Source organism: Streptomyces sp. CWNU-52B, assembly GCF_047444975.1.
Classification (GTDB): domain Bacteria; phylum Actinomycetota; class Actinomycetes; order Streptomycetales; family Streptomycetaceae; genus Streptomyces.
This window is the reverse complement of the sequence record NZ_JBLFJV010000028.1, coordinates 105579-130998: the sequence shown is the minus strand read 5'-3', so window position 1 is coordinate 130998 and position 25420 is coordinate 105579. Positions and strand designations below refer to the sequence as shown.

Below are 25420 nucleotides of genomic sequence, written 5' to 3'. Positions count from 1 at the left end.
GTGTGCCTTCCTGATCGACCGTAGGAGAAAGCCGGCCCTCGCTGGAGGAGGGCGGAGCCGCGTGGAGTACGGGTCAGGGACGACAGAGCGCGCCGGCGAAGCGGAGCAGGTCGATGTGCGGCCGCGAGTACAGCCGCACCCGGCGGCGCGGTGTGAGCTTCGGGACGCGGAGGCAGGGCACGGGGCGTGGTCCCACGTGCGTCACCTCCGTCCGTGCGGTCCCGTTGCCGGGCAGCGTCTGCTCGTCGACGCACACAACAGTACGGGTGTGCCGTTTCTTCCGGCAGTCGGAAAATTCTCACAGGAGTCCGAGGGCCGGTACGGTCGGGCGCACACCGGCCGGCGGTTCGTCCGTTCTTGTTCGTCTGCCCACGTGTTGAGACGTGTCGTATGGGCTTCTTGACGACCTCACTCAGCGCACCGACACTTGCGGGGACGGTCACGATTGTCAGCGCCCGTCGGGCGGGGTCCTCCCCCGTCCGTGCGGTTCATCGGCCCCGGCCCGCTGGCAGGCAACCCTTCCACCGCGACGGGGTGCCCCGGGTGACGACCGGGTTCCGCCGGAGCGGCGGGACAAGCGTGGTCTCGCCTCGTGCGAGCCCCGACCGTGGACGGGTGGGAATTGCCCAGGAACGGCTTGACGAGGCGACTGCACATCGACCTGCTCCGCGTCTCCAGCGCGTACTAGTCCGCCGCATGTCCGCCTGATCCGGACCTGCACGCCGACAGCGACAGCGCAGTCACCCCGTTTCGCCACTGGTGCCCACAAGGCTGCCAGGGCTTCCGCGATTCCCTCAGGAGAGCCATGCCCGAGACAGTTTCCCGCGGTTCGAGCACAGGTACCTTCGCGACGGCCGCCGCACGGACGGCGGTCACCCCCGCGGCCGGCTGCGGTGCGGCCGTGCCCGGCCCCGCCGTACGTCCGCACCGCTTCCGCGGTCGCATCGGCGTCGGCCTCGCCGGCGGCTTCTACCCGGCACCGCACCGCTATCAGCTGTATCTGTCCGAAGGCTGTCAGCGTTCGGAGCGGGTCGCGATCACCCTGGCCCTGCTGGGCCTTCAGCACTCGACCGCCACGACGGTCCTGACCCACCCCGCCGAGACACCCGACGCCTTCGCCGCGCTGCGCCGGGCCTACGAGGCGACCTGGCACCACTACGACGGGCCGCTCACCGCGCCCGCGCTGTGCGACCGGTGGAGCGGACGCGTCGTCAGCAACCACACGCCCGACATCCTGCGCGACCTGGCCGACCTCTCCGGGCTCCGGGAGGCGGAGGCGGCCGGCCTGCCCGTGCTGCGGCCGCCGGCCCTCGCCGCGGAGATCGACGCCCTGCGTGAACTCCTCACCCGGGACGTCACACCGGCCGCCCAGCCTCCCGCGCGGGCGGCGACGCTGACCCTGCTCGACCATCAGCTGGCCGCGCACCCTCATGTGCTGGGCGCCGAGATCAGCGCCGCGGACGTGGACCTCTGGGTGGCGCTCACCCACCTCGGCACGGCCGACGCCCTGGCCCCGTACCTCAACCTGGAGCGGTACGTCCGCCGTCTCGGCCGGCACCCGGCCTTCCTCGGCCGGGTACGGGCGGGAAGTTAGGCCCAAGCTCCCCGCCCGCCGTGCGGACGGCTCAGGCGGGGCGTATCACGCTGTGGATCGCGGACTCGCCCGCCCAGTAGATCGACTCCTCGCGGATGGCGGCCCCCGGGCTCGGCGCGTGGACCATCATGCCGTTGCCCGTGTAGATGCCCACGTGCCCGACGGGGCCGCTGTAGAGGATCAGGTCACCGAGCCGGATCTCGGCGCCGGAGACCAGCGCGCCGGCGGTCGCCTGCTCGTGGACGGCACGCGGGAGGGCGACTCCCGCGGCCTTCCACGCGGCCTGGGTGAGGCTGGAGCAGTCGTACGAGCCCGGTCCCATGGCGCCCCAGACGCACGGCTTGCCGATCTGGGCGCGCGCGAAGTCGGCGGCCCTGGCGCCCTGCCCGCCGTAGCCGGGGTCGGGTACGGCCACCGCGGGCGCGGGCGCCGGAGCGGGGGCCGGCACGGTGTGGCCGGGGCCGGGAACCGCGTACCTGGGATCGGGCACGGCGTACCTGGGGGCGGACATGCCCTGCATGTCGAGGGCGACACCGGTGGCGATGGGGGTGCTCACGTCGACGTACCGGCCCGTGGTGCCGGCGTACTGGCCCGTACCCGCGTACTGGTCCGTGCCGAGGTACATGCCGCCGCCGAGGCTCTGGTCGGCGGCGGCACTCGTGGCCGCGCCGGGATACATGGGCGTGCCGGGGTACATGTCCACACCCGGGCGCATACCCGCGCTCGGGTCCGTGAGCGCGCCCGTGTCCGTACCCGCGTACGGCGTGCCGCCGGTGTACAGCGGGGTGCCGTAGCCGATGACCGGCTGCTGCCAGGAGTCCGTCACGGTCCGCGCGTAGGCCTGCTCCGGGGCGGGGCGCCAGGCGTTCTCGACCGGCCGGGACTCGATCGGCCCGGCCTCCGTGGGCCGGGTCTGCGGGGTCTCCGTCGGCCGGGCCTCGATCGCCGCGACGGGCGGTGCGTTCCGCCTGGCGAGGTGGCCGGCCAGCAGCTCACGGGCCTGTCCGAGCTTGCGCTGGTTGCGCTGCTTGGAGGTCCTCAGCGTCGCCTGCGACGGTCCGGCGGCCGGTCCCGGCAGGGCCGCCAGGTCGGCCGCCCGGCGCTGCGCCGGCACGGCCGGCAGCGCGGTGGCGGGCCCCGCGGTCAACTCGGCCACGGGCCGCGCGGTCAACTCCGCCGCAGGTCCCGCGCCGCCTCCCGCGGACGGTCCCGCCGTCAGTTCCAGTACGGGCTTGTCGGCCGGCCTCTCCCGGTCGCGGCCGCTCGGCCGGCCGCCCGCGTCGGCGGGCCGGGACCCGGCCGAGCCGCGGTCCGGCATCCGGTCGGGCGGCAGGACCGCCGGGAAGACGGGGCCCAACTGCGCTCGCCCCACGTCGAACCACTGCTTCGCGACGTCCGGGAGCGGGGCCGCCGCATCGGCTGCGCCGCCACCGCGGCCTCCCCCGCCGCCGCCCCCGTTCGCGTCCCTGGAGGCCGGCTTGGCCGTGCGGGTCGCCGCCGTCATCGCCCGGGTCGCGTTGAAGTTCCCGGTGGCGTTCTCGACCCGGTCGTAGAGGTTGGTGATCCGCTGCTGGACCTCCTCGCGGCTCGGCTCGTCGCCCCCCTGTGCGGGGGTGCCGGCGGAGGAGAACGGGTCCACGGAAGCGGGGGCCGCCTTCACGAGGGCGGACCGGGACATGCCCGGGAGGCTGGTGCCTCCGGGGCGCGGCGTTCGTTCCGGCGCGATGGAGACGACTCCTTCCGTGCTCCGCCTGCCGGGTCGACTGTCGGGTCCGGGCGGACGGTTCCGGAAGGTATGCCCTACGGCCGCTGCCCGCTGGGCAGTCGGGCCGATTCACCCTGAAGATCGACGGGACCTCCGGCTCCGGCTGCCGTACGGGCCTGCCGGATTCGGCGGAGGCCGCCCGACCCGGCGAGGTTCACCGGAGGGAGTCGTACGGCCTGTCGCCAACTTAGCCAACATGTGTGTCTCGCGTGAAGATTGAAGTGCGAAGTGTCCGATATGTAAATGTGACCTTCGTCGTACCCAAAGGAGACATTCCGTGGTCGATCACCCCACGGCGACGGGAGAGACGCCCCTGCGGCGCCCCTCCCGGACCTCCGGGACCTCCGCGGCCGCTCCCGCGCCTCAGTCGAAGGGCGTGAGGAACTCCCGTACCGGCAGCGCCCTGTTCACGATGCGGGTGTCGCCGATCCAGCCGTAGAAGCCCTGCCCGAAGCTCTCGTCGAACTGCGTGGCACCGAGGACGAACGGCTTGCCGAGGGTGGCGATGCCGGTGGACGGCTGCGTGGGATTGCGGGCGATCTTCGACCCGTCCACGTACATCACCGTGCGGCGCCCGTCGTTGACGAGCGCGATGTGCATCCAGCGGCCCACGGGCACCGCGTGGCTCCACGACGTGGGGTCGGCGTCCTGCCGCTCCGGATAGACCACGAACTGGAGGAACCGCTCGGGCGACAGGTTGAGGCTGCAGGTGGGTTCCAGCGGGGACCAGCCCGTCGTCTTGCCCGCGTCCCCGTTGCGCCCCTCCCAGCTGAGGATGCCCATCCAGGCGTGGTCGCCCTCGAAGGGTTCGGGCAGCCTGACGAAGGTCTCGATGGTGTAGCCGCGGGTGAACTTCTCACTGTTCAGGGCCGCTCGGCCGGCCGTCGTCAGGATCGCGCCGCGGTCCGGGCTCTTGCCGCCGTCGAAGCGGAGGCTGGCGTGCGCCGGCTGACCGGGGTGGTGGTCGGGCGACCAGGTGAGGGCCTCGGACCCGCTGGAGGCCAGCCGGCTCACCGTCAGGTCGTTCCCGTTGCCGGTCAGGTCGCGGACGACGGCGCCGTTCCCGACCGGCTCGCCGGCCGTTCCGCCCGCGGCCGTCCCGGACGCGTCGAAGCGCCAGTACGCGACCGTGCCGCGCGGCATCACCGCGGAGGCGGGGCGCGGCTTCGGCACCGCCACGGGGGCGAAGCCGGCGAACCGCTCGTCGAAGTCGATGTCCAGGCTGAACCGGTCGGTGGGCCCGGTCAGTTCGATGGTCTCGGCCTCCAGCGGCGACCGCTCGTCGGCGTCACGGGCGAGGAGCCACGGCGAGAAGGTCTCGACGTCGACGACACCGCGGACCAGGTCGAACCCGTACGTGCGGATCATCCCGGCGCCACCGTAGTAGCGGTCCTGGTAGTTGGTGATGTGGACGTGGACATCGTTGTCGGCGTCGTTGCGCAGGACCGTGCGTCCCGGCGGCCAGTAGTGCCCGCCCAGCGCGAGGAAGATCTGGTCGTTGCCGCGGACGAGCCCGTCCCACAGGCGGGTGCCGTTGTCCGACAGCTGCGCCTTGCCGTCGTCGTCCGACCAGGCGATGTCATGGGTGGTGAGCACGGCGGGCAGCGTGGGGTGCGCGTCGAGGACGCCCTGCGCCCACCGCAGCCCCTTGTCCGAGATACGCCAGTCCAGGGCGAGGACCAGCCATGACCGGTCAGCGGCCGTCAGCACGTGGTAGGTGTTGTAGCCGTCGGGCGAGGCGCCGCGGTAGGTCGGCATGGACGCGTAGCGGGCGGGCCCGAAGGCCGCGAGGTACGCGGAGTCGCCGCGCTGGTCGTCCCCCGAGGCGATGTCGTGGTTGCCCGCCAGGACGCTGTAGGGCACCTTCCCGTGGATGGTCCGGAAGGTGTCGGCGGCGCGCTCGATCTCGTCCTCGGTGCCGTGTTCGGTGACGTCTCCGAGGTGCGTCATGAAGGCGACGTTCGCCTCGCCGCGTTCGGCGACCAGATGGCGGAAGGCCTCGCGCAGCGGGGCGGGGTCGGAGCTGTCGGCGTCGAAGAGGTACTGGGTGTCGGGGAGGACGGCCAGGACGAAACGCGGGCTGTGCGGGTCGAACCGGCCGGCCCGCGCCGCGGCGGCGGAGGACGCGGACCCGGCGGACGCGGAGGCGGCCCGCGCCGGCGTCTCGAAGGCGGCCACCGCCGCGCCGGCCACCGGCAGGGCGGCCGCGGCTCGCAGCAGCGAGCGTCTGTGCAGGGGATTCTGTTGTTCTGCCGCAGTCATGGACCACTCCGTAGGACGAGACCGGTCAGGGCCGAACCGGACAGGACTGAACCGGACAGGACGGGACCGGATAGGACAGGACCTCGTGGGACGAGACCCCTTGGCAGCCCGTACGCTCCTCACCCGCCACGGCCGGGTGATGGCGGGGAGTTGAACGCCCGCTGCCGTCCGTCCGGACGTCTGGCGGCGCGGGCCGGGCCCGGTCCCGTCGGATTCCGCGCGACGCCGCTGCGGAATCAGGACGGCGACGCCCCCGGGGATCACCTCTTGACACGTGTGGACCTGCTCGCTTTACTCCATCCAACGCCAGCATCTGAGCACCTGGCGTGAGAGGGACGCCCAGCCGGTAGACGGTCACGCATCGTGAGCCCGGACACAGTCGCCAGGACGGCCGCACAGCGGCGGATTCCGAGGCGGGGACGTACCCCCCGGGTCCCTGGAGCTCGTCATGTTCCTCCCCCCTCGCGCAGCAGGACCGCAGTACGGACACTCGGCGTTCCCGGGCGACACGGGTGTTCCCGGCTGCCGATAGCAGCCGACGACTCCGCGGTACGCGCAGAACCCACGGCACACACCGGCCGCACCGTACGCACCACCACGCCGGGTGCTCCGGTGCTCGCGCCGTCGCACATCACACCGTCGGCCGTGCCGTGCCACCCCTCATCGACTCGTCGACATCCCGCACCGTCCTACGCACACACTCCTCGGGGGCTCACATGGCCGCAGCAATCCGTCCGAGCGGCACTCCCACCGGACCGACCCGCCGCACCGTGCTGCGACAGGGCGCGGCGGCGGCCGGAGCCTCCGCCGCCGCGGCCGCCCTGTCGGCATGCGGTGCCGGAGCGGGCAGCGGGGTGGACGCCGACGGGCGTGTCCACATCGAGGTGTGGCACGGACAGACCGACACCGGACGCGCCGCGATCGAGGACCTGACAGCGCGGTTCCACCGGACGCACCCGGACATCAGGGTCGACCTCGGCGGCGGAGTCCTCTCGGACGCCATGCTCCAGAAGATCACCGCCGCCCTCGCCTCCGGTTCGTTCCCCGACATCGCGTACGTCTTCGGTTCCGACCTGGCCAGCGTCGCGCGCAGTCCCTCCGTGGTGGACCTGACCCACACGTTCAAGTCCGGCCCCGTCCCCTGGGAGGACTTCTGGGCACCGGCCCGCGAGGCGGTCACCCTCAACGGCCGGGTCAGGGCCGCCCCCGCGCTCATCGACTCACTGGCGGTCGTGTGCAACAAGAAGCTCTTCCGCGACGCCGGTCTGCCGCTGCCGCGCCCCGGCTGGAGCTGGGACGACTTCGTGGAGACGGCGTCCAAGCTCACCGATCGGGGCCGGGGCGTCTTCGGCACCGGCTGGCCCGGAGTGGGCGACGAGGACACGGTGTGGCGGCTGTGGCCGATGGTGTGGGACCTCGGAGGTGAGGTCGTCTCCGAGGACGGCCGGCGGATCGGTTTCGAGGACACCGGCCTCAAGGCCCTCCAGACGGTGGAAGCGCTCGCGAAGGCGAAGAGCGTGTACATCGACCCCAAGACCGGCAGCGAACAGATGTACCGGGTCTTTCTCTCCGGCCGCATGGGCATGGCGGTCACCGGCCCATGGCAACTCCCCGACATCCGCCAGGCGAAGGTCGACTACCACGTCGTGCCGCTGCCCAGCTACAGCGGCCGGCCCATCACCATCTCCGGGCCCGACACCTGGACGGTGTTCGACAACGGCGCCGCCCGCGTCGAGGCGGCCCGCACCTACGTGACCTGGCTGTCGGAGCCCGCCCAGGACGTGCGCTGGGGCATCGAGGCCGGCAGCCTGCCGATGAGCCGGGGCACCCAGGCGCTGCCGCGGTGGCAGAAGCAGGAGGACAGCACCCCGGGACTGCAGGTGTTCACCAAGACGCTGGAATCGGCCCGGGTGCGCCCGGTGCATCCGGCGTACCCGCAGATCTCGCAAGCACTCGGCCAGGCGATCACCGCCGTGCTCCTCGGCCGCAGTTCCCCTGCCGAGGCCCTGCGCGACTGCGCGGAAGAGGCCAACGCCGCCCTGCTCATTCCGCGTTGAGAGGACCTGCCATGTCCCGCCTGCCCACCCCACTGACTCTCACGGACCGGGGCGAGAAACGCGGTCCCCGTACGCGGCCACGTCTCCTCGCCGGCAACGGCGGTACGAAGCCCGGCAGTCCACCGGGCCGCGGCGCCCCTCGCCGGCGGATACGCCAGGAGACGGCGACGGCCTGGGCGTTCATCTCGCCCTCCGTCCTCGTCATCCTCGGACTGAGCGTCGTCCCGGTCGTCTGGTCGCTGCTGCTGTCCTTCCAGGCCGACGACCTGGTGACACCCAGCCGATGGGTCGGCCTCGACAACTACCGCGCTCTGGCGCAGGACCCGCACTTCGACGAGGCGGTGCGCAACACGATCGTGTACACGGCCCTGTACGTGCCGCTGAGCATCGGCATCGGGCTGCTGCTCGCCCTCGCCCTGAACCGCCGCATCCGGCTGGTCGGCCTCTACCGGACGCTCATCTTCGTGCCGTTCGTCATCTCGGCCGCGGCCCAGGGAGTGCTGTTCTCCTTCATTCTCGACCCGGAGTTCGGCGCGGCCAACGCCGTCCTCAACGAGTTCGGCATCTCCCGTCAGGGCTTCTTCAGCGATCCGGGGCAGGCGTTGTTCGCCCTCCTCGCGATCTCCCTGTGGAGCGGCACCGGATTCTGCGTGGTGGTGCTGCTGGCGGCCCTCCAGGACGTCCCGCCCTCCCTCACCGAGGCGGCCCGCCTCGACGGGGCCGGGCATCTGCAACTGCTGCGCCATGTCGTACTGCCCACGCTCACCCCGGTGATGACCTTCCTCCTGCTGTGGCAGACCATCACGTCCCTGCAGGTCTTCGACCTCGTCTACGTCACGACCAAGGGCGGCCCGCTGGGCTCCACCACCGTGATCGTCTACTTCATCTGGGAGCAGGCGTTCAAGAACTTCACGGCCGGTTACGGCGCGGCGGCGGCGTACGCCCTGGCTGTCGCGCTGCTGCTCCTCACCGTGGTCCCCCGGGCGGTGCGAGCCCTGCGTGACCGTGTCCGCCCGGACCGGCGACCGGGCCGGAGCCTGGACAAGCACGTGGACAAGCACGTGGACCAGCACCTGGAAGGAGCCGCACGATGACGACCGCGTCCCCCTCTCCGGCCGCGTCCTCCGCGCCCCGCACGTCCTCCGACGCCGCTGTTCCCGCACCCGCCGGAGCTGCCGGACCCTCCGTCCCCGCCGGAGCTGCCGCGGGACCGGCCCGACGCCGGCTCCGGCTGCCGTTCAGTCCCTGGCACCTCCTGCTCGCCCCGCTCTGTCTGGTCTTCGCGATTCCGCTGATCTGGCTGCTGATCAGTTCCGTCATGAGCGACGCGGAGATCAACAGGTTCCCGCCGGCCCTGTGGCCGTCGCGGATCGACCTGGGCGGGTACCGGTACGTCATCGGCAACGCGATGTTCCCCCGGTGGTTCCTCAACTCGGCTGTCGTCTCCCTGACCGCGGTGGCGTCCAACCTGCTGCTGGGCTCGCTGGGCGGTTACGCCTTCGCCCGTATGCGGTTCGCCGGTTCCCGGCTGCTGCTCGGCCTGATGCTGGCCACGATGGCGATCCCGTTCCAGCTGACGATGATCCCCACCTTCCTGGTCATGAAGCGCCTGGGGCTCGTCGACTCGCTGGGCGCGCTGATCGTCCCTTCCCTGGTCACTCCGTTCGCGGTGTACCTGCTGCGGCAGTTCTTCCTGTCGCTGCCCAGGGAACTGGAGGAGGCGGCGTGGCTCGACGGCTGCTCACGGCTCGGCGTGCTCTTCCGCGTGGTGCTGCCGCTGTCCCGGCCGGCACTGAGCACCGTGGCCGTGCTGACGTTCCTCACCACGTGGAACGACCTGACCTGGCCCCTGATCGCCATCAACCATGACACCCAGTACACGCTGCAACTGGGCCTGACGACGTTCCAGGGGCTGCATCACACCAAGTGGTCCGCGGTGATGGCGGGCAACATGATCACGGTACTGCCCGTGCTGGTCGCCTTCCTGTTCGCCCAGAAGACGTTCATCCAGTCGATCACGTCGAGCGGCCTCAAGGGGTAGCCCGCGCTCCCGCCCCGTCCTGCGCCTGCGCCCCATTGCCCTGGCCGCAGCGCGCCTCCGGTCCGGCCGTCGCCGTCCGGCTGCCCATCCCACTCCAGCTCCCGCTCCCAGCCCCAACTCCAGCTCCCAGGAAGGCGGATGCCGCACACCTTCGACCCACCGGCCACACGGCGGTGCTCCCGCCCAGCTGACCTACGTGCGCGGCCATGACCGCCCTCGCACACACCCGTAAACGGAAAGAATCTGTCATGACCCTCAGCACCCCGAAGATCGCCTTCATCGGCGCGGGCAGTGTCGTGTTCACCCAGGGCCTGCTGGCCGACCTGCTGGCCTTCCCCGAGCTGCGGGGCGCCCATGTCGCGCTGCACGACATCGACGCCGAGCGCCTCACCACCGCCGAGGGAGCGGCCCGCCAGATCGCGGACCGGCTGACCGGGACCGGCGGTGCCCGTCCCCGGATCACCGGCCACCTGGACCGCCGCGAGGCACTCCAGGGAGCCGACTTCGTCATCAACATCGTGCAGGTCGGCATGGGGGACGCCACCCGGACCGACTTCGACGTCCCGCAGCGCTACGGCCTGCGGCAGACCATCGGCGACACCCTGGGCATCGGCGGCATCTTTCGCGCGCTGCGCACCTTCCCCCTGCTCAAGTCGCTCGGCGCCGACATCGCCGAGGTCTGCCCGGACGCCTGGCTGCTCAACTACACCAACCCGATGGCCATGAACGTCCAGTACCTGACCCGGGCCACCGGGCTGACCCGCGTCGTGGGGCTGTGCCACTCGGTGTACTGGACCATCCACGACCTGGCCGAACTGCTGGGCGTACCGCACGAGGAAGTCACCTACCGTGCCGCCGGCGTCAACCACCAGGCCTGGGTGCTGCGTCTGGAGCACCAGGGAGTCGACCTCTACCCCCGACTCGACGAACTGATCGCGAAGGACCCGCAGTTGCGGCGCCGCGTCCGCGTCGACATGTACCGGCGTCTGGGCTTCTACCCGACGGAGACGAGCGAGCACTCCTCCGAGTACGTGCCCTGGTACCTGCACCACGACAGCGAGATCGAGAGGCTCCGGCTCCCGATCGGCGCCTACCTCGGCATCGTCGACGAGAACGTGGCCGCGTACGAACACACCCGCGAGGCGCTCGCCGCGGGTACGCCGCTGCCGGTCGAGGGCACCATGGAGTACGCGCCGCAGATCATCCACAGCATCGTCACCGGTACGCCGCGCACCGTCTACGGCAACGTCCCCAACCACGGGCTGATCGACAACCTACCGGCCTCCGGCGTCGTCGAAGTGCCCTGCCTGGTCGACGCGCTGGGCGTCCAGCCGACCAAGGTCGGTGCGCTGCCAGCGCAGTTGGCGGCGCTCAACCGCAACTACCTGAGCATGAACGAGCTGGTGGTCCGCGCCGCCCTCGAGGACGACCCCCGGTCCGTCCGCCAGGCGGCCATGGCCGATCCCGCCACCGCCGCGGCCCTGCCGGTCGAGCGCATCTGGGACCTGTGCGACGACATGGTACGAGCCCACGCGGAGCTCCTTCAGCCCGCGCTGCGCGCCACCCTCGGCCACTGAGAGGCGGCCGGAGCCGCCGTACCGGTCCGTCGGTCATGCCGACGGACCGGTACGGAGCCGGCTCAGCAGGCCTTGCGCACGTACGCGCTGCCGCCGGGGGCGGTGACGAACACGTCACGCAGGACGACGCTGAGGCGGCCGCCCCACTGGGTGCACGTCTCGTCGAAGTACTTCTGCTGGTACTCGATCACGATGACGTTGTCGTTGAAGCCCTCGGTGTAGTCACCGCACTCCTTCCACTCCCCGCACTCCTCGGCGACGGCGAAGTCCAGGCCGGTCGCGGAGCGCTCGGTGGAGAGCTCAGGGGTGTTCTTCTGGCCGATGGCCAGGCCCTTGTCGTGGGCGTGGTCCGCGAGCAGCCTGACGAACGCCTTGGCGTTGTCCTCGCTGATCAGGTCGGTGCGGGTGAAGGAGTCGAGGTTGTCGGGCTCGACGGCGTCGAAGCCCTTGTCGGCGCAGTCGTCGACCCAGGCGTTGACCTTCGCGGCGACCTGCTCACGCTTGGCGGCGGTGCGGATGTCGAGGAAGGCCTCGTCCCAGTCCGGGTCGTAGACGACCTCTCCGTCGGCGTCGGTGAGCAGCAGGTCGCCCCACTCGTCCTCGGCGCCCTCCTGAGCCTGGAAGGCGTTGACGTAACAGATGTTGTACAGCCCTGCCGCCGGGGCGGCGGTGTGGTCGCGGGAGACGACCTTCACGTCCGCGGCCGGGGTGTACGCCTGGCCGATCTGGTAGTCGAAGGGCTGGTTGACCGGCGGCGGTTCCACCGCCTGCGCGGCGGCGTTCGCGCTCGCGGAGACGAGCAGTCCACCGACGACGGCGCACGTCAAGGACGCCGCCAGCAGGGCAGGCTTGCGGGATCGCACACGATGGGTGTGGGGCATGTGGAGCTCCAGAAGGTGGGGGTACGTCCCCGCCTCGGACTGCGCTTCGATGCGTCCGTCCTGGCGACTGTGTCCGGACTTGCGGCGGAAAGGACCGCACTACCGGCTGGGCGTACCTCTGGCGCCAGGTGTTTGATGTTGGCGCTGCAGGGAGTAAACCGAGCGGCTCACGCCATGTCAACCGGCCGGGCCCGGTTACGGAACGATCAGCACCCGAACTCGTCTTTGGCCCCAACCCGTCCGTTTACCCGACCAGTTGAGGCACTTTGACGACGCGACCGTGCGCCGTGGGCGCCGACCGGCCGGCCCCGCGGTCAGAACGTGGCGATGGGGTTGACCGGTACCCCGGTCAGGCCGTGGATGCGCGGCGGGGCGACGGTGAGCATGAAGCTGTAGCGCTTCAGCTCCGCGCACAGCGCGGCCAGGTCGTCGAGCCGGACGGCGTCGATCAGCGGCATCGCCATCCGGCCCAGCGCGACTCCGTGCAGCGGGGACGGCCCGCCCGGGTCCAGCGGCGGAAACGCGTCACCCCGGTCGGGCGCGCACAGGGCGACCCCGCGGCGGTGCATCCAGCGCACCGCGTCGAGGCTGATGCCCGGTGTCGGCGTGCCGGGGACCTGGGTGGCCGGCCAGCCCAGGCGCAGCACCAGCGCGTCACCCGGACCCACCTCGACGCCCTGCCGCTTCTCGGCCTGTTCGAAGTCGTGCGACGTCACCGCGTGCGCGGGTGCGAGCGGCCCCTCGACAGCCAGATCGAGCAGGACTCCACGGGTCACGATCCCCGCGGCGAAGGCCGCCGTCGAGGCGTGCGTGACACCCCCCATGGTCACGACCTCCTCGCGCGGGCGCCCCGGGTAGACCTTGCCGTCGGTGGACCAGTGCGCCAGCGCGTCGAGGTGCGTCGACTTGGCATGATGGTTCTGGACCACCATCAGATCCGCCGCCACCGGGCCTCCGGTGTGCGCCAGCATCTGCTGCACCGGTTCCATCTCCACCGTCGCGGGACCGAACGGGCTCATGACCATCTGGTTGGGCGTGATCGGCTGCGCCAGCGATGCCCACCGGCCGGTCCGCACCTCCGAGGCGGCCTTCGCGCGCACGTCGTCGGTGATCAGATTGAGCGTGCCGAGTTCGTCGTCGGCGCCCCATCGCCCCCAGTTGTCGGGCAGGTCGGACTCAGTCGGATCGGCCATGCGGTCGGTCCCCTCTCGTCTGGTGCTCGTTCATCGCTCGTCTGTTGCTGTCTGTCGCTGTCGTCACCGATGTTGCTGGCGCTTGAGAACACTAGTCCGGACGAGCCGACTCCCACCGTGTGTGACGGGCACGCCCGATGGGCCCAACTGCCCCGTCGGCAGCGGCCGTCGAGCCGCTTATGCGGATTAGTACTGTGGGTTGACGACGTCCGGGAGGCCAGCCCAGAATCAGTCCGTCGGGTTCTCATGCGTCACAGCACCATCCCTCGTCCGTCGATCGACCGGGATTGGAAGTTACCGACCGTGACTGCCATGCATCGGCGGCTGACTCAGCGGGACATAGCCCGCATGGCCGGAGTGAGCCAGACGACCGTGTCCCTGGTCCTCAACAACCGCGCGGACTCCGGCGTCAGGATCGCCGCCGCCACCCGCGAACGCGTCCTGCGGTTGATGCGCGACACCGGCTACGTGGCCGCCACCGCCGCCCGCCGCCCCGCCGGTCGGCACCAGCGCATCCTCGGCGTCTTCACCTACGAGGCCGCCTTCCCCTCGTCGAGCGCCGACTTCTACCACCCGTTCCTGATCGGCATCGAGGAGCGGGCGGAGGCCGTGGGCTGCGATCTGCTGTTGTTCACCGACGGCAGGAGCCACGCGCACGGCAGGAGGGTCCTCGGCGAGGACGGCCGGATGCGGCTCGCCGACGGCTGCATACTCCTCGGCCGCTCCCTGGACCACGCGGACCTGGCCCGTATGCTCGCCGACCGGGTGCCGTTCATCTCGGTCGGCCGGCGGGCGGACGCGGGCGCCCCCGTCCCGTACGTGGGCGCCGACTACCCGTCCGCGGTACGGGAGTTGGTGGGCCGGGCGACGGCGTTGGGCCACCGCAGGCTCGCCTACGCGGGCACCGGAGCGGGGCCGGAGTCGTACGCCGACCGCTATCTCGGTTTCCGGCTGGGCATCGCGGACGGCGTACGGCTCGGTGTGCGGGGCGTGCGCGTCGACCGGGCAGAACTCGACGCGCTGCTGGAGACCCGGGTGACCGCTGTGTTCGTCGAAGAGCCGGCGGACGCGGTGACATTGATCCGGACCGCCGGCGAGCGGGGCGTGCGCGTGCCCGAGGATCTGTCCGTACTGGCGCTGGGCACCCTCACCCACCCGGTGGACGGGGACCTCGACCTCACCGGATTCGCCGTTCCCCGCACCCGCATGGGCCGCAGGTCGGTCGACCTGCTCACGGCGGCGATCGCGGGCGCCGGCCCGCCTCAGGAACTGCTCGACTGCGCCCCCGTCGCCGGTTCCACCCTCGGTCCGGCCGCCTGACGGTCAGGCTCGGGAGGTGCGGGTGAACTGCTCGTTCATGATCAGGTAGGCGCCCAGACCGTGGAAGTCGTTCGTCAGGCGGGCCCGGTCGTAGTAGAACTGCAGGTCGCCGACGTTGGTGCCGACACAGATGTCGGTGATGTTCGTCAGGCCGTCGGAACCGATCGACACCCTGCCCTGTACGCCGGCGTAACCGCGGTCCGCCACGGCCTGGTACGTCGACGGCAGATAGCCGCGCTCGACGCCCCGGGCGATCGTGAACGCGTACATCGAGGACGCCGAGGTCTCCAGCCAGTTCTGCGCGTCACCGCCTCGGTCGACGACCTGGTACCAGAGCCCTGTCGCCTGGTCCTGGTAGCGCTGGTAGCCGGCGGCGAGGAAGCGGACGATGTCGATCAGCGCGGCGCGCCGGGGGTGGCCGGCCGGCAGCACTTCGAGGAGGTCGACCGCTGTCATGCCGAACCACCCGATGGCTCGGGCCCAGTGGTACTTCGAGTGGTGCCCGGTCCCGGACGCCCACGCCTCGGAGCCGTCCTCGTCGTAGGCGTGGTAGAGCAGGCCCTTCGCCGGCTCCTTCAGCCGGTCGAAATACACGACGACGTTCTTGGCCGCCTCCTCGTAGCAGTAGGCGCCGTCGCCGAACGTCTCGCCGTACAGCGCGAGGAACGGCTGGGCCATGTACACACCGTCGCCCCACAGTTGGCCGACCTTGGCCTTGGAGTGGAACATCCCGCCGTCGGACGTACGGGGGTAGGAGGGAAAGGTCTGGCGCAGTTGGACGGAAGCCGTTCTGTACTTCTCGACGCCCGTCTCCTCGTACAGGAGCGGCAGCATCTGACACGAGCGCATCGAGTCGAGCGTACTGAAGGCGTTGGAGATCCCGGCGTCGGTGATGAAGCGGTCGTACCAGGCCACGACGTAGTCGAGGTACTTCTGCTCCCCGGTGCGTTTGTAGAAGAGATACTGCCCGTAGAGGTAGAGACCGATCGTGTAGTCCCATCCCCGCAGCGTCGTCGGCGAATACCGCTGCATCGTCGAGTCGATCACGGCGCGGGACCAGTCCACCGATGATGCGGCGGCGTCGCCCGACGCCGGCTTGCGGCCCACGGCCCAGGCGGGTGAATTCCCGGCGGCCAGCGTGCCGAGCGCGCCCAGAGCGCCCGCCAGTACGGTGCGCCTGGCAGGAGGAATGGAGTTCCCTTGCATCCGTCGTCCTTTCCTGGGAGATGAATCCGCGCCGCCGGTCCCGGATTCGTCAACTTCGGTGCGAACATTTCCTCTTCCGGGCCGAAGTGTTCCGCTCCATCCGGCCCTGTGACGAAAGGAAAGCAGCCTCGGTTCGAGTTCACAAGGTGCTAATATTGATTAGCTCATTCCACCATTCGTCGGCAGGGTCGAGTTCACTGCATTTGTGAGCCTTTTGCCACTCCCCCGGGCCCGTGCCACCCCTGTGGTCATCGCAGTTGCGCAGGCTCTTCCTCGTCGGTCAGGTGGACGAGTCGCCTGGAGTCGTCCCACAACTTCGCCGCCCTCTGCTCGTCGTAGGACATCCGCGCGGATCGCACGGCCGAGAGGGTTCCGTCGTGCGCCTGCAAGTACAGGCCGGAATGGCCCGCGTGGCCGGGATCCGCCGCAAGGGCGGCCAAGGACGCGCCGGAGAATTCGACGTCGGACGTGGTGACACCTATGCGCCTGCTCATCCAATTCATCACGCCTGTCCCCGAGAACCACTGGACCGGCTTCGGCATTCCACGGAGAAATCCGGTCCCCGGCACGGCTCCCGGGTCGTAGGCGATCGAGACGACCGAACTGCCGGCCCGGCGGAGCCTGCGGTCCAACTCGTAGGCGTACATCACCGTGCACATTTTCGAGGTGGAGTAACGCTTTCCCGCGGACAGCGCCTTGCCGCCGCTCTTGCCGTCGTTCGCCAGCGCGACGGCGTCAGGCTCCACGGCGGCGCCGACCATCTTCCCGTCCCGTGAATCCGGGTCGTGGGTACCGCTGGCGGTGTACACGACGCGACCCTGTTCGGCCAGGCTCGGAAGCAGCAGCTCGACGAACAGGAAGTGCCCGAGGCAGTTCGTCGCGAAGGTCGTCTCATACCCGTCGGGGCTGTAGGAGACCTTGCCGTCGAAACGGCCGCCCGCGTTGCAGAGAATCGCGCCGAGCGATCCGATCTCGCCGGTCTCGACCGCCGTACGGACCTGTGCGGCGCCGGCCCGGACCGACGCGAGTGACGACGTGTCGAGCGTCAGCGTGGTCACGGTCACGCCGTGCGCCGCGCGCAGTTCGTCCGCGACCTGCCGCATGCGCTCCGGACTGCGTCCCGCCAGGACGATGTCGATGTTCCGTGCGGCGAGTACGCGCGCCGCGGCGAGACCGATACCCGAGTGGCCGCCGGTGATCAGAATCGTGGTCATGGCAAGTGCTCCTTCGTCGACGGCGCCAAGGTGCGGCGTCGTCTTCATGATGTGCCGGAGCCGGTACGCGATACAGGTACGCCTGTGAGTAGGAGTGGCCGTACCAGGATGTCCGGCACCGCCGGGGCGACAATGGCCGCATGGACCGTCTCGAACTCGCCCGTGTGCTCAGGGCCGCACGGGCACGCGTCGCACCCTGGGAGGTCGGTCTCACCGCCGGCCCCCGACGGCGGGTGGCCGGACTGCGCCGCGAGGAGGTGGCCCTGCTCGCGGGGGTGAGCGTGGAGTACGTGGTCCGGCTGGAGCAGGGTCGCGGACCGCGGCCCTCCACCCAGGTGCTCGAGGCACTGACTCAGGCTCTTCTGCTTGAGCCCGACGAACGCGACCAGGTCTTCCGCCTCGCCGGCAGCGCGCCACCGCTCGTCGGGGTGATCGAGATGTCGATCCGGCCGAGCGTGCTGCGGCTGCTCCAGCGGCTGACCGACCTCCCCGCGGTGGTGTTGTCGGCCAAGGGCGACGTCCTGGCGCAGAACCCGATGGGGTGCGCGCTCCTGGGAGACCTCAGCGAGAGTCCCGAGGGACCTCACAACATCATCTGGCAGGGGTTCCTGGGCACCGGCCACGCTCGCGTGGTCCTCGCCCCGGACCAGGACGCGATGTGGGCGCGGCAAGCGGTCGGTCTGCTGCGTACGGCGCTGTCGCGCTACCCGGCCGACTCGGCGCTCAGCGGCTTGATCGCGGAACTGACCACCGGCAGTGAGCGCTTCCGGAGCATCTGGGAGGAGGGGCGCTCGACGGTGCACCGGTCGATGCACAAGACGATCGAACACCCCGAGGTGGGCCGCCTCGTCCTGGACTGCGACACGCTGTTGCTCCCGGACACCGACCAGTCGTTGATCGTCTACTCCGCCGCACCGGGCACGGCGGAGGCCTCGGCGCTCGACATCCTGCGCGTCATCGGCACCGACCGCATGACGACGCCGCCCTGAGTCCGGCGTTCACGCGGGTGACGGTACGCCGGGTGCGACGGGTGCCGCCGGTCGACGTCGGGGCCCGGCCCGCCGGCGCGACGTGAGGCAGACCGGGAGTAGGCGCTCAAGCACCAGTGCCAGGCCGGCGATCGGTGCTTCCCGGCCTGCGCCGGTGGTCTATTTGGCGTCCGTGACCACGGCGATCTGGCGGATGAAGGTGTCTTCCACGGCGGAGCGGAGGAGGAATTCGGCGACGTTCGTGCGCGAGGTCGACGGGAAGAGCGGCAGCTTCTTGACGTCCGCGAGCGCGGCGGCGTCGTAGCGGGTGCTGTCACCGTTGTTCAGCGCTCCGGGGTATTCGAGGGTCCACTTCAGATCGCTGGCCCTCAGGAGCACCTCGGACGCGGCCTTGTCCGCGTAGACCTTCCGAAGCACCGTTCGGAAGATCGGGGAGACGACGAACGAGGCCTTGGCGAGGGAGTCGCCGACCCCGAACGCGGACAGGAGGACGAAACGGTCGACGCCCGATGTCTTCGCGGATGCGATGACCGCGCGGACGGTGTCGGTGATCAGCGTCGGGGTCTCGCGGGCGCTCTTCACTCCGAGCGTGCTGACGATCGCGTCGTGGCCTCGGGCCGCCGTCGCGAGCACGGCGGCGTCGGTGACGTCGCCGGTGACGGTCTGGGCGCGCGGGTCGACGGCGGAGCCGGCCCGCCGCACGACGGCGGTGACCTGGTGTCCCTGGTCCAGTGCCTTTTCCATGAAGAGGACGCCGGTGCGTCCGGTTGCTCCAAGAACAAGAAACTTCACGATCTTCGCTCCCTATCGAAAGGATGAGTGGGCGCTCGCGCTCACACCTCTGCCCGTGGCGGCCGTCTGTGCGGCAGCGGTCCGGTTCGCCTGGGCACTGCGCACCGCGGCGATCAGCCGCTCATCACCGGACATGGTCAGGCTCATCAACCAAGGTAGTCAATGAAACTGACTATGTCAAAAGATGGGTCGAGACCTGACGACGTCCGCCGGGCCCGGCGGATCGGGGGCCTGCGGGAATCGGCACGGACGGGCCGGCGCGACCAGCCCTACCGCGCGTAGGGGTCGGTGATCTCGCGGAGCTGATCCAGGATCTGCTGCAGCAGCGCGAAGTTGCGGGTACCCAGGTACTCCTTCCACTCCGCGAGGATCTCGTCGCGCGTCGCCATGGCCACCTCGACCGCCCGCAGGCCGCGCCGCTCCATCACGATCAGCCGGGCGCGGCCGTCCGCGGGGTCGGGGATCCGGCGGACGTAGCCCAGGCTCTCCAGCTGATCGACCATCACACTGGCGCTCTGTTTGGTCATCTGCGCCTGGTCAGCGAGGTCCGTGAGGCGCGAACCGTCCTGGGCGACGCGCTGGAACACCCGGCACTGCGCGAGGGTCCAGTCGTCGAACCCGGCATCCCGCAGAGTCTGGAATATCCGGTCCTCCGTGTACCGGTACGGGATGAACAATGACGTCCCCAGATCAACCCGCTGCTCGTCGCCCATACCGCTCCCCGCTCCGTCGTCCACCTGGTCCCGCGCGGTTCACACCCTACGCCGCGGCCGATTCGTCGACGGCGGCGGCGCGTGTCGCGGCGCCCCGCACGCCGCGCTCCGTATGCACCACCCGCCCCTCGGTGACGTCACACCGGCCGCTGTTGCCATCGGTTCGTATGCGTGACTATAGTCGTCATGAAAGCTGACTAGTTCGGACCTCATGGCAGCCAGTCACTCCGCGGCCGAGACCCGAACGAGGATCAGCCGGCCCATCGCGCCATCGCGGGGCGGTGGCGGTGTCTGTCCCACGAGACATTCACCCGCTCTCGAATCACCCCGAAACCCCATCTCCGACGAAGGACCAGAACTCATGATTTTGATCACCGGAGCCACCGGCACTGTCGGTTCGGAAGTCATCACAGCGCTCCTCCCCGCTCAGGCAGGTCGCATAAGGGCTCTCACCCGCGACCCCGGCGCGGTTTTCCCCGACGGCGTCCAGAAAGTCGTGGCCGATCTCGGGGACAGCGATCTGGCACCCGTGCTGGACGGCGTCCACGCGGTGTTCCTGCTGACCGACGGGCTGCACATCGCCGCACACGATCACCGGCTCATCGCCGCGGCGCAGCGAGCGGGCGTGGAGCGGATCGTCAAGCTGTCCGTACGCAACGTCGGACACGACGCCACCGACCCGATCAGCACCTTGCACCGCACCGGCGAGGAGGCGATCCGCGACAGCGGCATCGGCTGGACGTTCCTGCGGCCCACCGCGTTCATGTCCAACGCGCTCAACTGGGCGGGAATGACCGCGGCCGGTCAGGTCGTGTACGCCCCGTTCGCCGCCGGCCGGGCCCCCGTCGTCGACCCGGCGGACATCGCAGCGGTCGCCGCGGCCTGCCTCACCGAGGACGGCCACAACCACCGCGTCTACGTGCTCACCGGCCCCGCACCGCTCAGCCCCTCCGACCAGGTCGCGATCCTCGGCCAGGTGCTGGGCCGCGACCTGCGCTACGTCGAAGCCGACCCGGACGGCATGCTCACGCAGATGGTGTCCTACGGCATGACCGAGGAGCACGCGCACGCCGTCGTCGAGCTCTTCCGCTCCACCACGGAGCCGTACAACTCCACGCCGGCAGGTGACATCGCCGCGGTCACCGGCCGCCCGGCACGCAGCTTCGCCGACTGGGCACGGACCCACCGCGACGAGTTCCCCGCTCCCGAAGCCGCTCAGAACGCCGCAGCCGTCGAGGAGTCACGGTGACGGCCCCCGGCTCCGGGGTCGACACCCACGAGATGGTGCTGATCCACCGTGTCCTCCGGCGCGAGTTCGGCCGGCTCCCCCGGCTGTTCCGCTCCGCGGCCCACGACCGCGCACGGTCGAAGGCCATCGGCGCGCACGCCCGGGAGATGCTCGACTTCCTGCACACGCACCACACCGGCGAGGACGAACTGCTCTTCCCCTTGCTGCGGGAGCGGACCACGCTCGACCAGGACCTGATGGACCGGATGGACGCGCAGCACACCCAGGTCGACGACACCGTCACAGCCCTCGAAGCGGAGCTGCCGGCGTGGACGGCGACCGCCGACGCGGCCACCGGCGAGCGGATGGCCGCCCGGATCGAAGCCATGATGCCGACACTGATCGACCACCTGGCCGAGGAGGAGGAGAAGCTGCTCCCGGTCGTCGCCGTCACCCTGACGCAGAGCGAATGGGACGCGCTCGGCAAGCACGGCATGAGCGCGATCCCGCTCACCCGGCGACTGGTCATCCTCGGCCACATCACCGAGGAGGCCGACGACGCGGAACGCCAGAGGTTCATGCGGGTCATACCCGCCCCAGCGCGGCTGGCCTTCAAGCTGATCGGCCACCGCCAGTTCATCCGCGAAACCACCGCGCTCCGCGGCTGAGGCCCACCGCCCGCCAGCCGAATGCCGACCGCCGACCACCGATTGCCCGACCGCCGATTGCCGACTGCTTGACCCACTTGGTTACGCCGTACACTATGGTTACAACGTAACCACAATCGGAGGTGGGTCATGAGCACGAGCACCACGCGGGGCAGTACCACCACGCAGGGCAGTACAGAGACCGTCGCCCATGCGTTCGCGGGCCTGATGAACGGGCACGACCCCGACGCGGTCGACGGGTTCGTCGCCGAGGACTACGTCAACCACAACGCCTACGTCGACGACGGCCGCGAGGCGAACAGGGCGTTCTGGGCGCAGTGGTTCGCGGCGTTCCCCGACACCGAGGTGAGCCTGGACGACGTGCTGGTCGACGGCGACCGGGTCGCCGGCCGCTTCACCTACCGGGCGACCTTCCAGGGGCCCTTCATGGGGCTGCCGCCCACCGGCCGCCCGGTGGTGATGCACTCGATCGACATCTGGCGCGTCGTCGACGGGATGGCCGTCGAGCACTGGGACCAACTGGACGGGCAGGCGTTCTTCGCGCAACTGGCCGGCGAGGACGCCCGGTGACGCGCGACGAGCGGGACCGGCCCGAGCCGACCCCGGCGCAGCGACGCAGGGAACGGGAGAGGGCCGCCGCGCGGGAGTCGATCCTGTCCGCGGCCCTCGACGTGGCCCGCCGCGACGGGTGGGACGCGGTGACCATGCGCCGGCTCGCCGACGAGATCGAGTACTCCGCCAACTTCGCCTACCGCTACTTCCCCGGCCGTGACGAAATCCTGCTCGCGCTGGTCCGCGAGGGGTTCGCCCGGCTACGGGACTCCATGGCCACCGCCGCCACCCCCGCTTCGGGCACCTCGGGCACCTCGGGCATCTCGGACTCGGCCGCCGCCGCTGTGCGGCGGGCGGGGCACGCCTACCTCGACTTCGCCCTGACCGAACCCGATCTGTATCAGCTCATGTACGGCTTGGGCGGAGTACGGGTGCCCGCCACCGACGCCTGGGACGAAGGGCAGGCGGTCGGCGATCTCCTGATCGGCCTCATCGCCGGCGCGGGCGGCACCGAGCCCGAGCGGCACGTACTGCGGCTGTGGGCAACGGCCCACGGACTGATCGCGCTGCGGGTCGTCGGCCGTGTAGGCGTGGGAGCGGACGGGCTGCACGCCCTGTTCGAGGACGCGCTGACCGACTGCCTCACCCGCGTCCTGCCCGGAGCGGAGACATCCGGGACCACCCCCGGCCGGACGCAAGGGACACCCCGGTCGACATGAACACTCTCGCCGACATCGCCGCACTGGTCGCCGTCTTCAGCGCCGCACTCATCTACGGCACCGATCTGTTCTGCGCACTCGTCCTGCGCCCGGCCGCGAGCGGCGCGGCCGACTCCTCCGTGGCCGACCTGCTCGGCAGGGTCCACGAATACGGAGACCGCCGGCTGCCCCTGCCGGGCGTCCTCTCGATCATCGGTACGGCTGTCGCCACCGCCGCCGGTGACGGCACCCCGGGGCGCGTCGGCGGAGGCGTCGCGCTACTCGCGCTCCTCGGGTGGCTCGCCGTCTACCTGCGTATCAGCGCGCCCATCAACAAGAGGCTGCGCGCGGCCGCGGCCGGGCACACCGTCCCGGCCGACACCAGGCGACTCCAACAACGCTGGGACAGCGTCATCTGGCCCCGCGCCCTCCTCCAGACCGTCGCCCTGGCCGGCCTTCTCACCGTCCTCCTCGCCTGAAGAACCCGGCCTGGCAGCCCCGGACGTCAGGCCGGGATCTCCCGGTACCCCGGCGTCCCGGCCTGCCAGCCGAGGAGGAGTGCGCGTAGGCCCTGCTCCGCGAGCCGCCGGGCCCGCTCGTTGCCGACGGTGCCGAGGTGGCCGAGGGAGGCGATGCCGTACAGCGCGCCCCAGACGATCTCGCAGGCTTCGTCACGGTCGGCGAGGACCACGCCGTGGGTGTCGGACCAGGCGGTGAGCAGTTCCTGGAGGACGTCGACGGCCGGCTCGGCGGCGCGGCGGCGTTCGTCCGCGCTCACCGCGGTGCCGTTCATGACGTGGAAGAGGTGCGGATGATCGCCGGCGAACCGGACGTATTCGGAGGCGATCCGCACCATGCGCCGGTCGATGTCGGGCTCCGCGACGGCCTGCTGGAATTCGGCCAGCATCAGCCGGTGGCCGTGGGCGACCAGCTCCAGTACGAGCGCGTCCTTGTTGGCGAAGTGCTGGTAGACGACGGGCGCGGAGTATTCGACGTCGGTCGCGATCCGCCGGATGGTGAGCGCTGCGGGACCCTCGGTCTCCAGCAGACGCAGCGCGGCCTCGATGATCTTCTCGCGGGTACTCGCCCGTTCACGGGCCCTTCGTGTGCTGTGGGGCATGTCCCGTCACTTCGCTCTCGGTCTCTTCCGCACCCTATCCGCCGCCCTTGACGGCGTTGTCAGGACGTTGCTAACTTAACGGCGTTAGGAAATCTAACGCCGTTAACTTGGAGTGTGGACAATGATCTACCACATCAACCGGGCCACGATGAAGGCCACCGCGACCCCTGAACAGATCGAGGCGGCGCTGGCGAGCTGGCGTGAGCAGGGCCGTTCGAACCCCGCGATCAAGTCCTACGTCGTCGGTCGCGACCACGGTGGCGACTACGAGTACAGCGCGGTGTTCGCGGTGGAGGACCTGGACGGCCTCTTCGCCTATCTCACCCACCCGACGACCTACCAGACAGACCATCTCGGTCTGGACCTGGTCGAGCGACTCGCGATCTTCGACATCAGCGACGACGACGATCCCGAGCTGAACGCCAAGATCCAGGAGCTGCACCGACGCCGCAACGAGCTCAACCCCGAGGTCGCGGGGATGCTCGCCGACGTACCCGCCTACTCGGGCGCCGGTGTGGACGGCTGACCGGAGGCCGACCGGGCGACGGTGATCGCCGCCGCCACCGGGACGCCGGTCCTCAACTGGTCCCCACCAACGGCACAGGGCCGGTTTCGGATCACTCCGAAACCGGCCCTGAACTGCAACTGTCTCCAGTCGGGACGACAGGATTTGAACCTGCGACCCCTTGACCCCCAGTCAAGTGCGCTACCAAGCTGCGCCACGTCCCGATGCGCTTCGCCGCAGTGAACTGCGTGATCGCGCGAACAGAACCTTACCGCAACCGGGGGACTGCTTCGAAAACCACGAGGAAGGCGCGAGGAAGGCGCGAGGAAAGGGCCGGGAGGGGGCTGGCAGGGAACGAGGAAGAGGGACAATCAGCGCATGAGCAATGCTTCTGACGGCAGGCGCGACCGGGACACGGAGGGGCGGGCGCGCAATGCCCGGCCCCGGGACGGGCTCGGGCGGCCCCTGCCGTACGGGGTGGACGGGGTCGAGCGGCAGCCCGAAGGGGTGGTGCGCGCCCCGCGGGACACGGTCACCGAGGCCCAGGCACTGCTGACGGCGGGCAAGCCGTTCCACGCGCACGAGGTCTTCGAGGACGCCTGGAAGTCGGGCCCCGCCGAGGAGCGCGCGCTGTGGCGAGGGCTCGCGCAGCTCGCGGTGGGCCTCACCCACGCGGCCCGGGGCAACGTGACGGGCGGCGCCCGGTTGCTGCGGCGGGGCGCCGGCGCGGTCGAGGAGTGGGCCGCGGATCCCGGCCCTGTCCGGCCGTACGAGCTCGCGCTGGATGAACTAGCCGCCTGGGCCCGCGAGTTGGCGGACGCGGTGGAACGGGACGCGGAACCCGTCGACGCACGGGCATGGGCGCCGCGGTTGCGCGGAAGCGGCACCTAGACCACCACGGGTGCCACTCCCCCGGTCCCGCGGGGCCCGCTCCCCCGGAGATCCCGGGGCCCGGAGATCCCGCTTCCCCGGAGATCCCGAGGACCCGAGGATCCGGAGGCCCGGAGATCCGCGGAGGCCCGGAGATCCCGAGGGCCTGGAGGCC

Annotated in this window: 25 protein-coding genes, 1 tRNA gene and 2 riboswitches; of the genes, 15 read left to right on the top strand and 11 right to left on the bottom strand. The window is 70.6% G+C overall.

The genetic code is table 11. The features are described from left to right. Positions 1-73: 73 nt before the first annotated feature. Complete coding sequence (locus ACLVWQ_RS26520) at positions 74-139, bottom strand: putative leader peptide (RefSeq protein WP_414111730.1); 66 nt, start codon at positions 137-139, stop codon at positions 74-76. Positions 140-437: 298 nt separating this feature from the next. Further along, positions 438-586: riboswitch (SAM riboswitch) on the top strand. Between the two features lie 6 nt (positions 587-592). On the opposite strand from ACLVWQ_RS26520, the gene ACLVWQ_RS26515 reads away from it, so the two are divergent. Then, positions 593-688 carry a putative leader peptide gene (locus ACLVWQ_RS26515; RefSeq protein ID WP_414111686.1) on the top strand — a complete coding sequence of 32 codons (96 nt, stop codon included), beginning with the start codon at positions 593-595 and terminating at the stop codon, positions 686-688. Positions 689-805: 117 nt separating this feature from the next. Beyond that, entirely contained in the window at positions 806-1594 is a 789-nt protein-coding gene (locus ACLVWQ_RS26510; protein WP_414111685.1) for a glutathione S-transferase family protein, read from the top strand. Between the two features lie 31 nt (positions 1595-1625). On the opposite strand, the gene ACLVWQ_RS26505 is transcribed toward ACLVWQ_RS26510, so the two are convergent. Together ACLVWQ_RS26505 and ACLVWQ_RS26500 are read right to left on the bottom strand one after the other, a co-directional pair. Next, the gene (locus ACLVWQ_RS26505) at positions 1626-3272 is read right to left on the bottom strand and encodes a C40 family peptidase (protein ID WP_414111684.1); all 1647 of its coding nucleotides are present in this window, start codon (positions 3270-3272) and stop codon (positions 1626-1628) included. Between the two features lie 55 nt (positions 3273-3327). Further along, positions 3328-3500, bottom strand: a riboswitch (cyclic di-AMP (ydaO/yuaA leader). Between the two features lie 222 nt (positions 3501-3722). Then, positions 3723-5621, bottom strand: coding sequence for a LamG-like jellyroll fold domain-containing protein (locus ACLVWQ_RS26500; protein ID WP_414111683.1), 1899 nt, complete (start codon positions 5619-5621; stop codon positions 3723-3725). 716 nt (positions 5622-6337) lie between these two features. On the opposite strand from ACLVWQ_RS26500, the gene ACLVWQ_RS26495 reads away from it, so the two are divergent. The 4 genes from ACLVWQ_RS26495 to ACLVWQ_RS26480 all read left to right on the top strand — a co-directional run bounded on the left by ACLVWQ_RS26495 (position 6338) and on the right by ACLVWQ_RS26480 (position 11296). Beyond that, on the top strand, positions 6338-7678 hold the full coding sequence (locus ACLVWQ_RS26495) for an ABC transporter substrate-binding protein (RefSeq protein ID WP_414111682.1): 1341 nt from the start codon (positions 6338-6340) through the stop codon (positions 7676-7678). An 11-nt stretch (positions 7679-7689) separates the two neighbouring features. Next, entirely contained in the window at positions 7690-8772 is a 1083-nt protein-coding gene (locus tag ACLVWQ_RS26490) for a carbohydrate ABC transporter permease (protein WP_414111681.1), read from the top strand. After that, complete coding sequence (locus tag ACLVWQ_RS26485; RefSeq protein WP_414111680.1) at positions 8769-9719, top strand: carbohydrate ABC transporter permease; 951 nt, start codon at positions 8769-8771, stop codon at positions 9717-9719. Before ACLVWQ_RS26490 ends, ACLVWQ_RS26485 begins: the two co-directional genes overlap by 4 nt. A gap of 248 nt (positions 9720-9967) precedes the next feature. Next, the gene (locus tag ACLVWQ_RS26480; RefSeq protein ID WP_414111678.1) at positions 9968-11296 is read left to right on the top strand and encodes an alpha-glucosidase/alpha-galactosidase; all 1329 of its coding nucleotides are present in this window, start codon (positions 9968-9970) and stop codon (positions 11294-11296) included. A 62-nt stretch (positions 11297-11358) separates the two neighbouring features. Here the strand turns inward: ACLVWQ_RS26480 and ACLVWQ_RS26475 are convergent, their stop codons facing one another. Together ACLVWQ_RS26475 and ACLVWQ_RS26470 are read right to left on the bottom strand one after the other, a co-directional pair. After that, entirely contained in the window at positions 11359-12177 is an 819-nt protein-coding gene (locus tag ACLVWQ_RS26475; RefSeq protein ID WP_414111677.1) for an endo alpha-1,4 polygalactosaminidase, read from the bottom strand. Between the two features lie 314 nt (positions 12178-12491). Further along, a complete protein-coding gene (locus tag ACLVWQ_RS26470) occupies positions 12492-13370 on the bottom strand; it encodes a cyclase family protein (protein WP_414111676.1) in 879 nt (292 codons plus the stop codon). A 312-nt stretch (positions 13371-13682) separates the two neighbouring features. Here ACLVWQ_RS26470 and ACLVWQ_RS26465 point away from each other — a divergent pair, with 312 nt between their 5' ends. After that, complete coding sequence (locus ACLVWQ_RS26465) at positions 13683-14690, top strand: LacI family DNA-binding transcriptional regulator (RefSeq protein WP_414111729.1); 1008 nt, start codon at positions 13683-13685, stop codon at positions 14688-14690. 3 nt (positions 14691-14693) lie between these two features. On the opposite strand, the gene ACLVWQ_RS26460 is transcribed toward ACLVWQ_RS26465, so the two are convergent. Next, positions 14694-15896 (bottom strand): glycoside hydrolase family 88/105 protein, encoded by a 1203-nt coding sequence (locus ACLVWQ_RS26460; protein WP_414111675.1) that lies wholly within the window; start codon positions 15894-15896, stop codon positions 14694-14696. Between the two features lie 248 nt (positions 15897-16144). After that, on the bottom strand, positions 16145-17110 hold the full coding sequence (locus ACLVWQ_RS26455) for an SDR family NAD(P)-dependent oxidoreductase (RefSeq protein ID WP_414111674.1): 966 nt from the start codon (positions 17108-17110) through the stop codon (positions 16145-16147). A 140-nt stretch (positions 17111-17250) separates the two neighbouring features. Here ACLVWQ_RS26455 and ACLVWQ_RS26450 point away from each other — a divergent pair, with 140 nt between their 5' ends. Continuing rightward, positions 17251-18099, top strand: coding sequence for a helix-turn-helix transcriptional regulator (locus tag ACLVWQ_RS26450; RefSeq protein WP_414111673.1), 849 nt, complete (start codon positions 17251-17253; stop codon positions 18097-18099). Between the two features lie 159 nt (positions 18100-18258). On the opposite strand, the gene ACLVWQ_RS26445 is transcribed toward ACLVWQ_RS26450, so the two are convergent. Together ACLVWQ_RS26445 and ACLVWQ_RS26440 are read right to left on the bottom strand one after the other, a co-directional pair. Beyond that, the gene (locus ACLVWQ_RS26445; RefSeq protein ID WP_414111672.1) at positions 18259-18891 is read right to left on the bottom strand and encodes an NAD(P)-dependent oxidoreductase; all 633 of its coding nucleotides are present in this window, start codon (positions 18889-18891) and stop codon (positions 18259-18261) included. 269 nt (positions 18892-19160) lie between these two features. Further along, positions 19161-19604, bottom strand: a complete 444-nt coding sequence (locus ACLVWQ_RS26440; RefSeq protein WP_414111671.1) for a MarR family winged helix-turn-helix transcriptional regulator — start codon at positions 19602-19604, stop codon at positions 19161-19163. 361 nt (positions 19605-19965) lie between these two features. Between ACLVWQ_RS26440 and ACLVWQ_RS26435 the strand changes: the two genes are divergently transcribed. From ACLVWQ_RS26435 to ACLVWQ_RS26415, 5 genes are all read left to right on the top strand, one after another. Beyond that, positions 19966-20853, top strand: coding sequence for an NmrA family NAD(P)-binding protein (locus ACLVWQ_RS26435; protein ID WP_414111670.1), 888 nt, complete (start codon positions 19966-19968; stop codon positions 20851-20853). Next, positions 20850-21500 carry a hemerythrin domain-containing protein gene (locus ACLVWQ_RS26430; protein WP_414111669.1) on the top strand — a complete coding sequence of 217 codons (651 nt, stop codon included), beginning with the start codon at positions 20850-20852 and terminating at the stop codon, positions 21498-21500. The genes ACLVWQ_RS26435 and ACLVWQ_RS26430 overlap by 4 nt, the downstream gene beginning before the upstream one ends. Before the next feature lie 129 nt (positions 21501-21629). After that, the gene (locus ACLVWQ_RS26425; RefSeq protein WP_414111668.1) at positions 21630-22070 is read left to right on the top strand and encodes an ester cyclase; all 441 of its coding nucleotides are present in this window, start codon (positions 21630-21632) and stop codon (positions 22068-22070) included. Beyond that, complete coding sequence (locus ACLVWQ_RS26420; RefSeq protein WP_414111667.1) at positions 22067-22771, top strand: TetR/AcrR family transcriptional regulator; 705 nt, start codon at positions 22067-22069, stop codon at positions 22769-22771. The genes ACLVWQ_RS26425 and ACLVWQ_RS26420 overlap by 4 nt, the downstream gene beginning before the upstream one ends. Next, positions 22768-23229 (top strand): DUF1772 domain-containing protein, encoded by a 462-nt coding sequence (locus tag ACLVWQ_RS26415; protein ID WP_414111666.1) that lies wholly within the window; start codon positions 22768-22770, stop codon positions 23227-23229. Before ACLVWQ_RS26420 ends, ACLVWQ_RS26415 begins: the two co-directional genes overlap by 4 nt. Positions 23230-23255: 26 nt before the next feature. Here ACLVWQ_RS26415 and ACLVWQ_RS26410 read toward each other — a convergent pair whose 3' ends face one another. Further along, a complete protein-coding gene (locus ACLVWQ_RS26410) occupies positions 23256-23870 on the bottom strand; it encodes a TetR/AcrR family transcriptional regulator (protein ID WP_414111665.1) in 615 nt (204 codons plus the stop codon). A 121-nt stretch (positions 23871-23991) separates the two neighbouring features. On the opposite strand from ACLVWQ_RS26410, the gene ACLVWQ_RS26405 reads away from it, so the two are divergent. Further along, positions 23992-24396 carry a Dabb family protein gene (locus tag ACLVWQ_RS26405; RefSeq protein ID WP_414111664.1) on the top strand — a complete coding sequence of 135 codons (405 nt, stop codon included), beginning with the start codon at positions 23992-23994 and terminating at the stop codon, positions 24394-24396. Between the two features lie 129 nt (positions 24397-24525). On the opposite strand, the gene ACLVWQ_RS26400 is transcribed toward ACLVWQ_RS26405, so the two are convergent. Then, a tRNA-Pro gene (locus ACLVWQ_RS26400) sits at positions 24526-24599 on the bottom strand. Between the two features lie 154 nt (positions 24600-24753). Here ACLVWQ_RS26400 and ACLVWQ_RS26395 point away from each other — a divergent pair. After that, on the top strand, positions 24754-25266 hold the full coding sequence (locus ACLVWQ_RS26395; protein ID WP_414111663.1) for a DUF309 domain-containing protein: 513 nt from the start codon (positions 24754-24756) through the stop codon (positions 25264-25266). Positions 25267-25420: the final 154 nt, after the last annotated feature.

Excerpts from the sequence above, each read along its gene's own strand:
- ACLVWQ_RS26450 (WP_414111673.1), top strand. The coding sequence starts at position 17,251 with ATGGACCGTCTCGAACTCGCCCGTGTGCTCAGGGCCGCACGGGCACGC.
- ACLVWQ_RS26475 (WP_414111677.1), bottom strand. The coding sequence starts at position 12,177 with ATGCCCCACACCCATCGTGTGCGATCCCGCAAGCCTGCCCTGCTGGCG.
- ACLVWQ_RS26470 (WP_414111676.1), bottom strand. The coding sequence starts at position 13,370 with ATGGCCGATCCGACTGAGTCCGACCTGCCCGACAACTGGGGGCGATGG.
- ACLVWQ_RS26480 (WP_414111678.1), top strand. The coding sequence starts at position 9,968 with ATGACCCTCAGCACCCCGAAGATCGCCTTCATCGGCGCGGGCAGTGTC.
- ACLVWQ_RS26415 (WP_414111666.1), top strand. The coding sequence starts at position 22,768 with ATGAACACTCTCGCCGACATCGCCGCACTGGTCGCCGTCTTCAGCGCC.
- ACLVWQ_RS26490 (WP_414111681.1), top strand. The coding sequence starts at position 7,690 with ATGTCCCGCCTGCCCACCCCACTGACTCTCACGGACCGGGGCGAGAAA.
- ACLVWQ_RS26510 (WP_414111685.1), top strand. The coding sequence starts at position 806 with ATGCCCGAGACAGTTTCCCGCGGTTCGAGCACAGGTACCTTCGCGACG.
- ACLVWQ_RS26405 (WP_414111664.1), top strand. The coding sequence starts at position 23,992 with ATGATCTACCACATCAACCGGGCCACGATGAAGGCCACCGCGACCCCT.
- ACLVWQ_RS26465 (WP_414111729.1), top strand. The coding sequence starts at position 13,683 with ATGCATCGGCGGCTGACTCAGCGGGACATAGCCCGCATGGCCGGAGTG.
- ACLVWQ_RS26435 (WP_414111670.1), top strand. The coding sequence starts at position 19,966 with ATGATTTTGATCACCGGAGCCACCGGCACTGTCGGTTCGGAAGTCATC.
- ACLVWQ_RS26505 (WP_414111684.1), bottom strand. The coding sequence starts at position 3,272 with ATGTCCCGGTCCGCCCTCGTGAAGGCGGCCCCCGCTTCCGTGGACCCG.
- ACLVWQ_RS26455 (WP_414111674.1), bottom strand. The coding sequence starts at position 17,110 with ATGACCACGATTCTGATCACCGGCGGCCACTCGGGTATCGGTCTCGCC.
- ACLVWQ_RS26410 (WP_414111665.1), bottom strand. The coding sequence starts at position 23,870 with ATGCCCCACAGCACACGAAGGGCCCGTGAACGGGCGAGTACCCGCGAG.
- ACLVWQ_RS26425 (WP_414111668.1), top strand. The coding sequence starts at position 21,630 with ATGAGCACGAGCACCACGCGGGGCAGTACCACCACGCAGGGCAGTACA.
- ACLVWQ_RS26395 (WP_414111663.1), top strand. The coding sequence starts at position 24,754 with ATGAGCAATGCTTCTGACGGCAGGCGCGACCGGGACACGGAGGGGCGG.
- ACLVWQ_RS26460 (WP_414111675.1), bottom strand. The coding sequence starts at position 15,896 with ATGCAAGGGAACTCCATTCCTCCTGCCAGGCGCACCGTACTGGCGGGC.
- ACLVWQ_RS26500 (WP_414111683.1), bottom strand. The coding sequence starts at position 5,621 with ATGACTGCGGCAGAACAACAGAATCCCCTGCACAGACGCTCGCTGCTG.
- ACLVWQ_RS26495 (WP_414111682.1), top strand. The coding sequence starts at position 6,338 with ATGGCCGCAGCAATCCGTCCGAGCGGCACTCCCACCGGACCGACCCGC.
- ACLVWQ_RS26440 (WP_414111671.1), bottom strand. The coding sequence starts at position 19,604 with ATGGGCGACGAGCAGCGGGTTGATCTGGGGACGTCATTGTTCATCCCG.
- ACLVWQ_RS26485 (WP_414111680.1), top strand. The coding sequence starts at position 8,769 with ATGACGACCGCGTCCCCCTCTCCGGCCGCGTCCTCCGCGCCCCGCACG.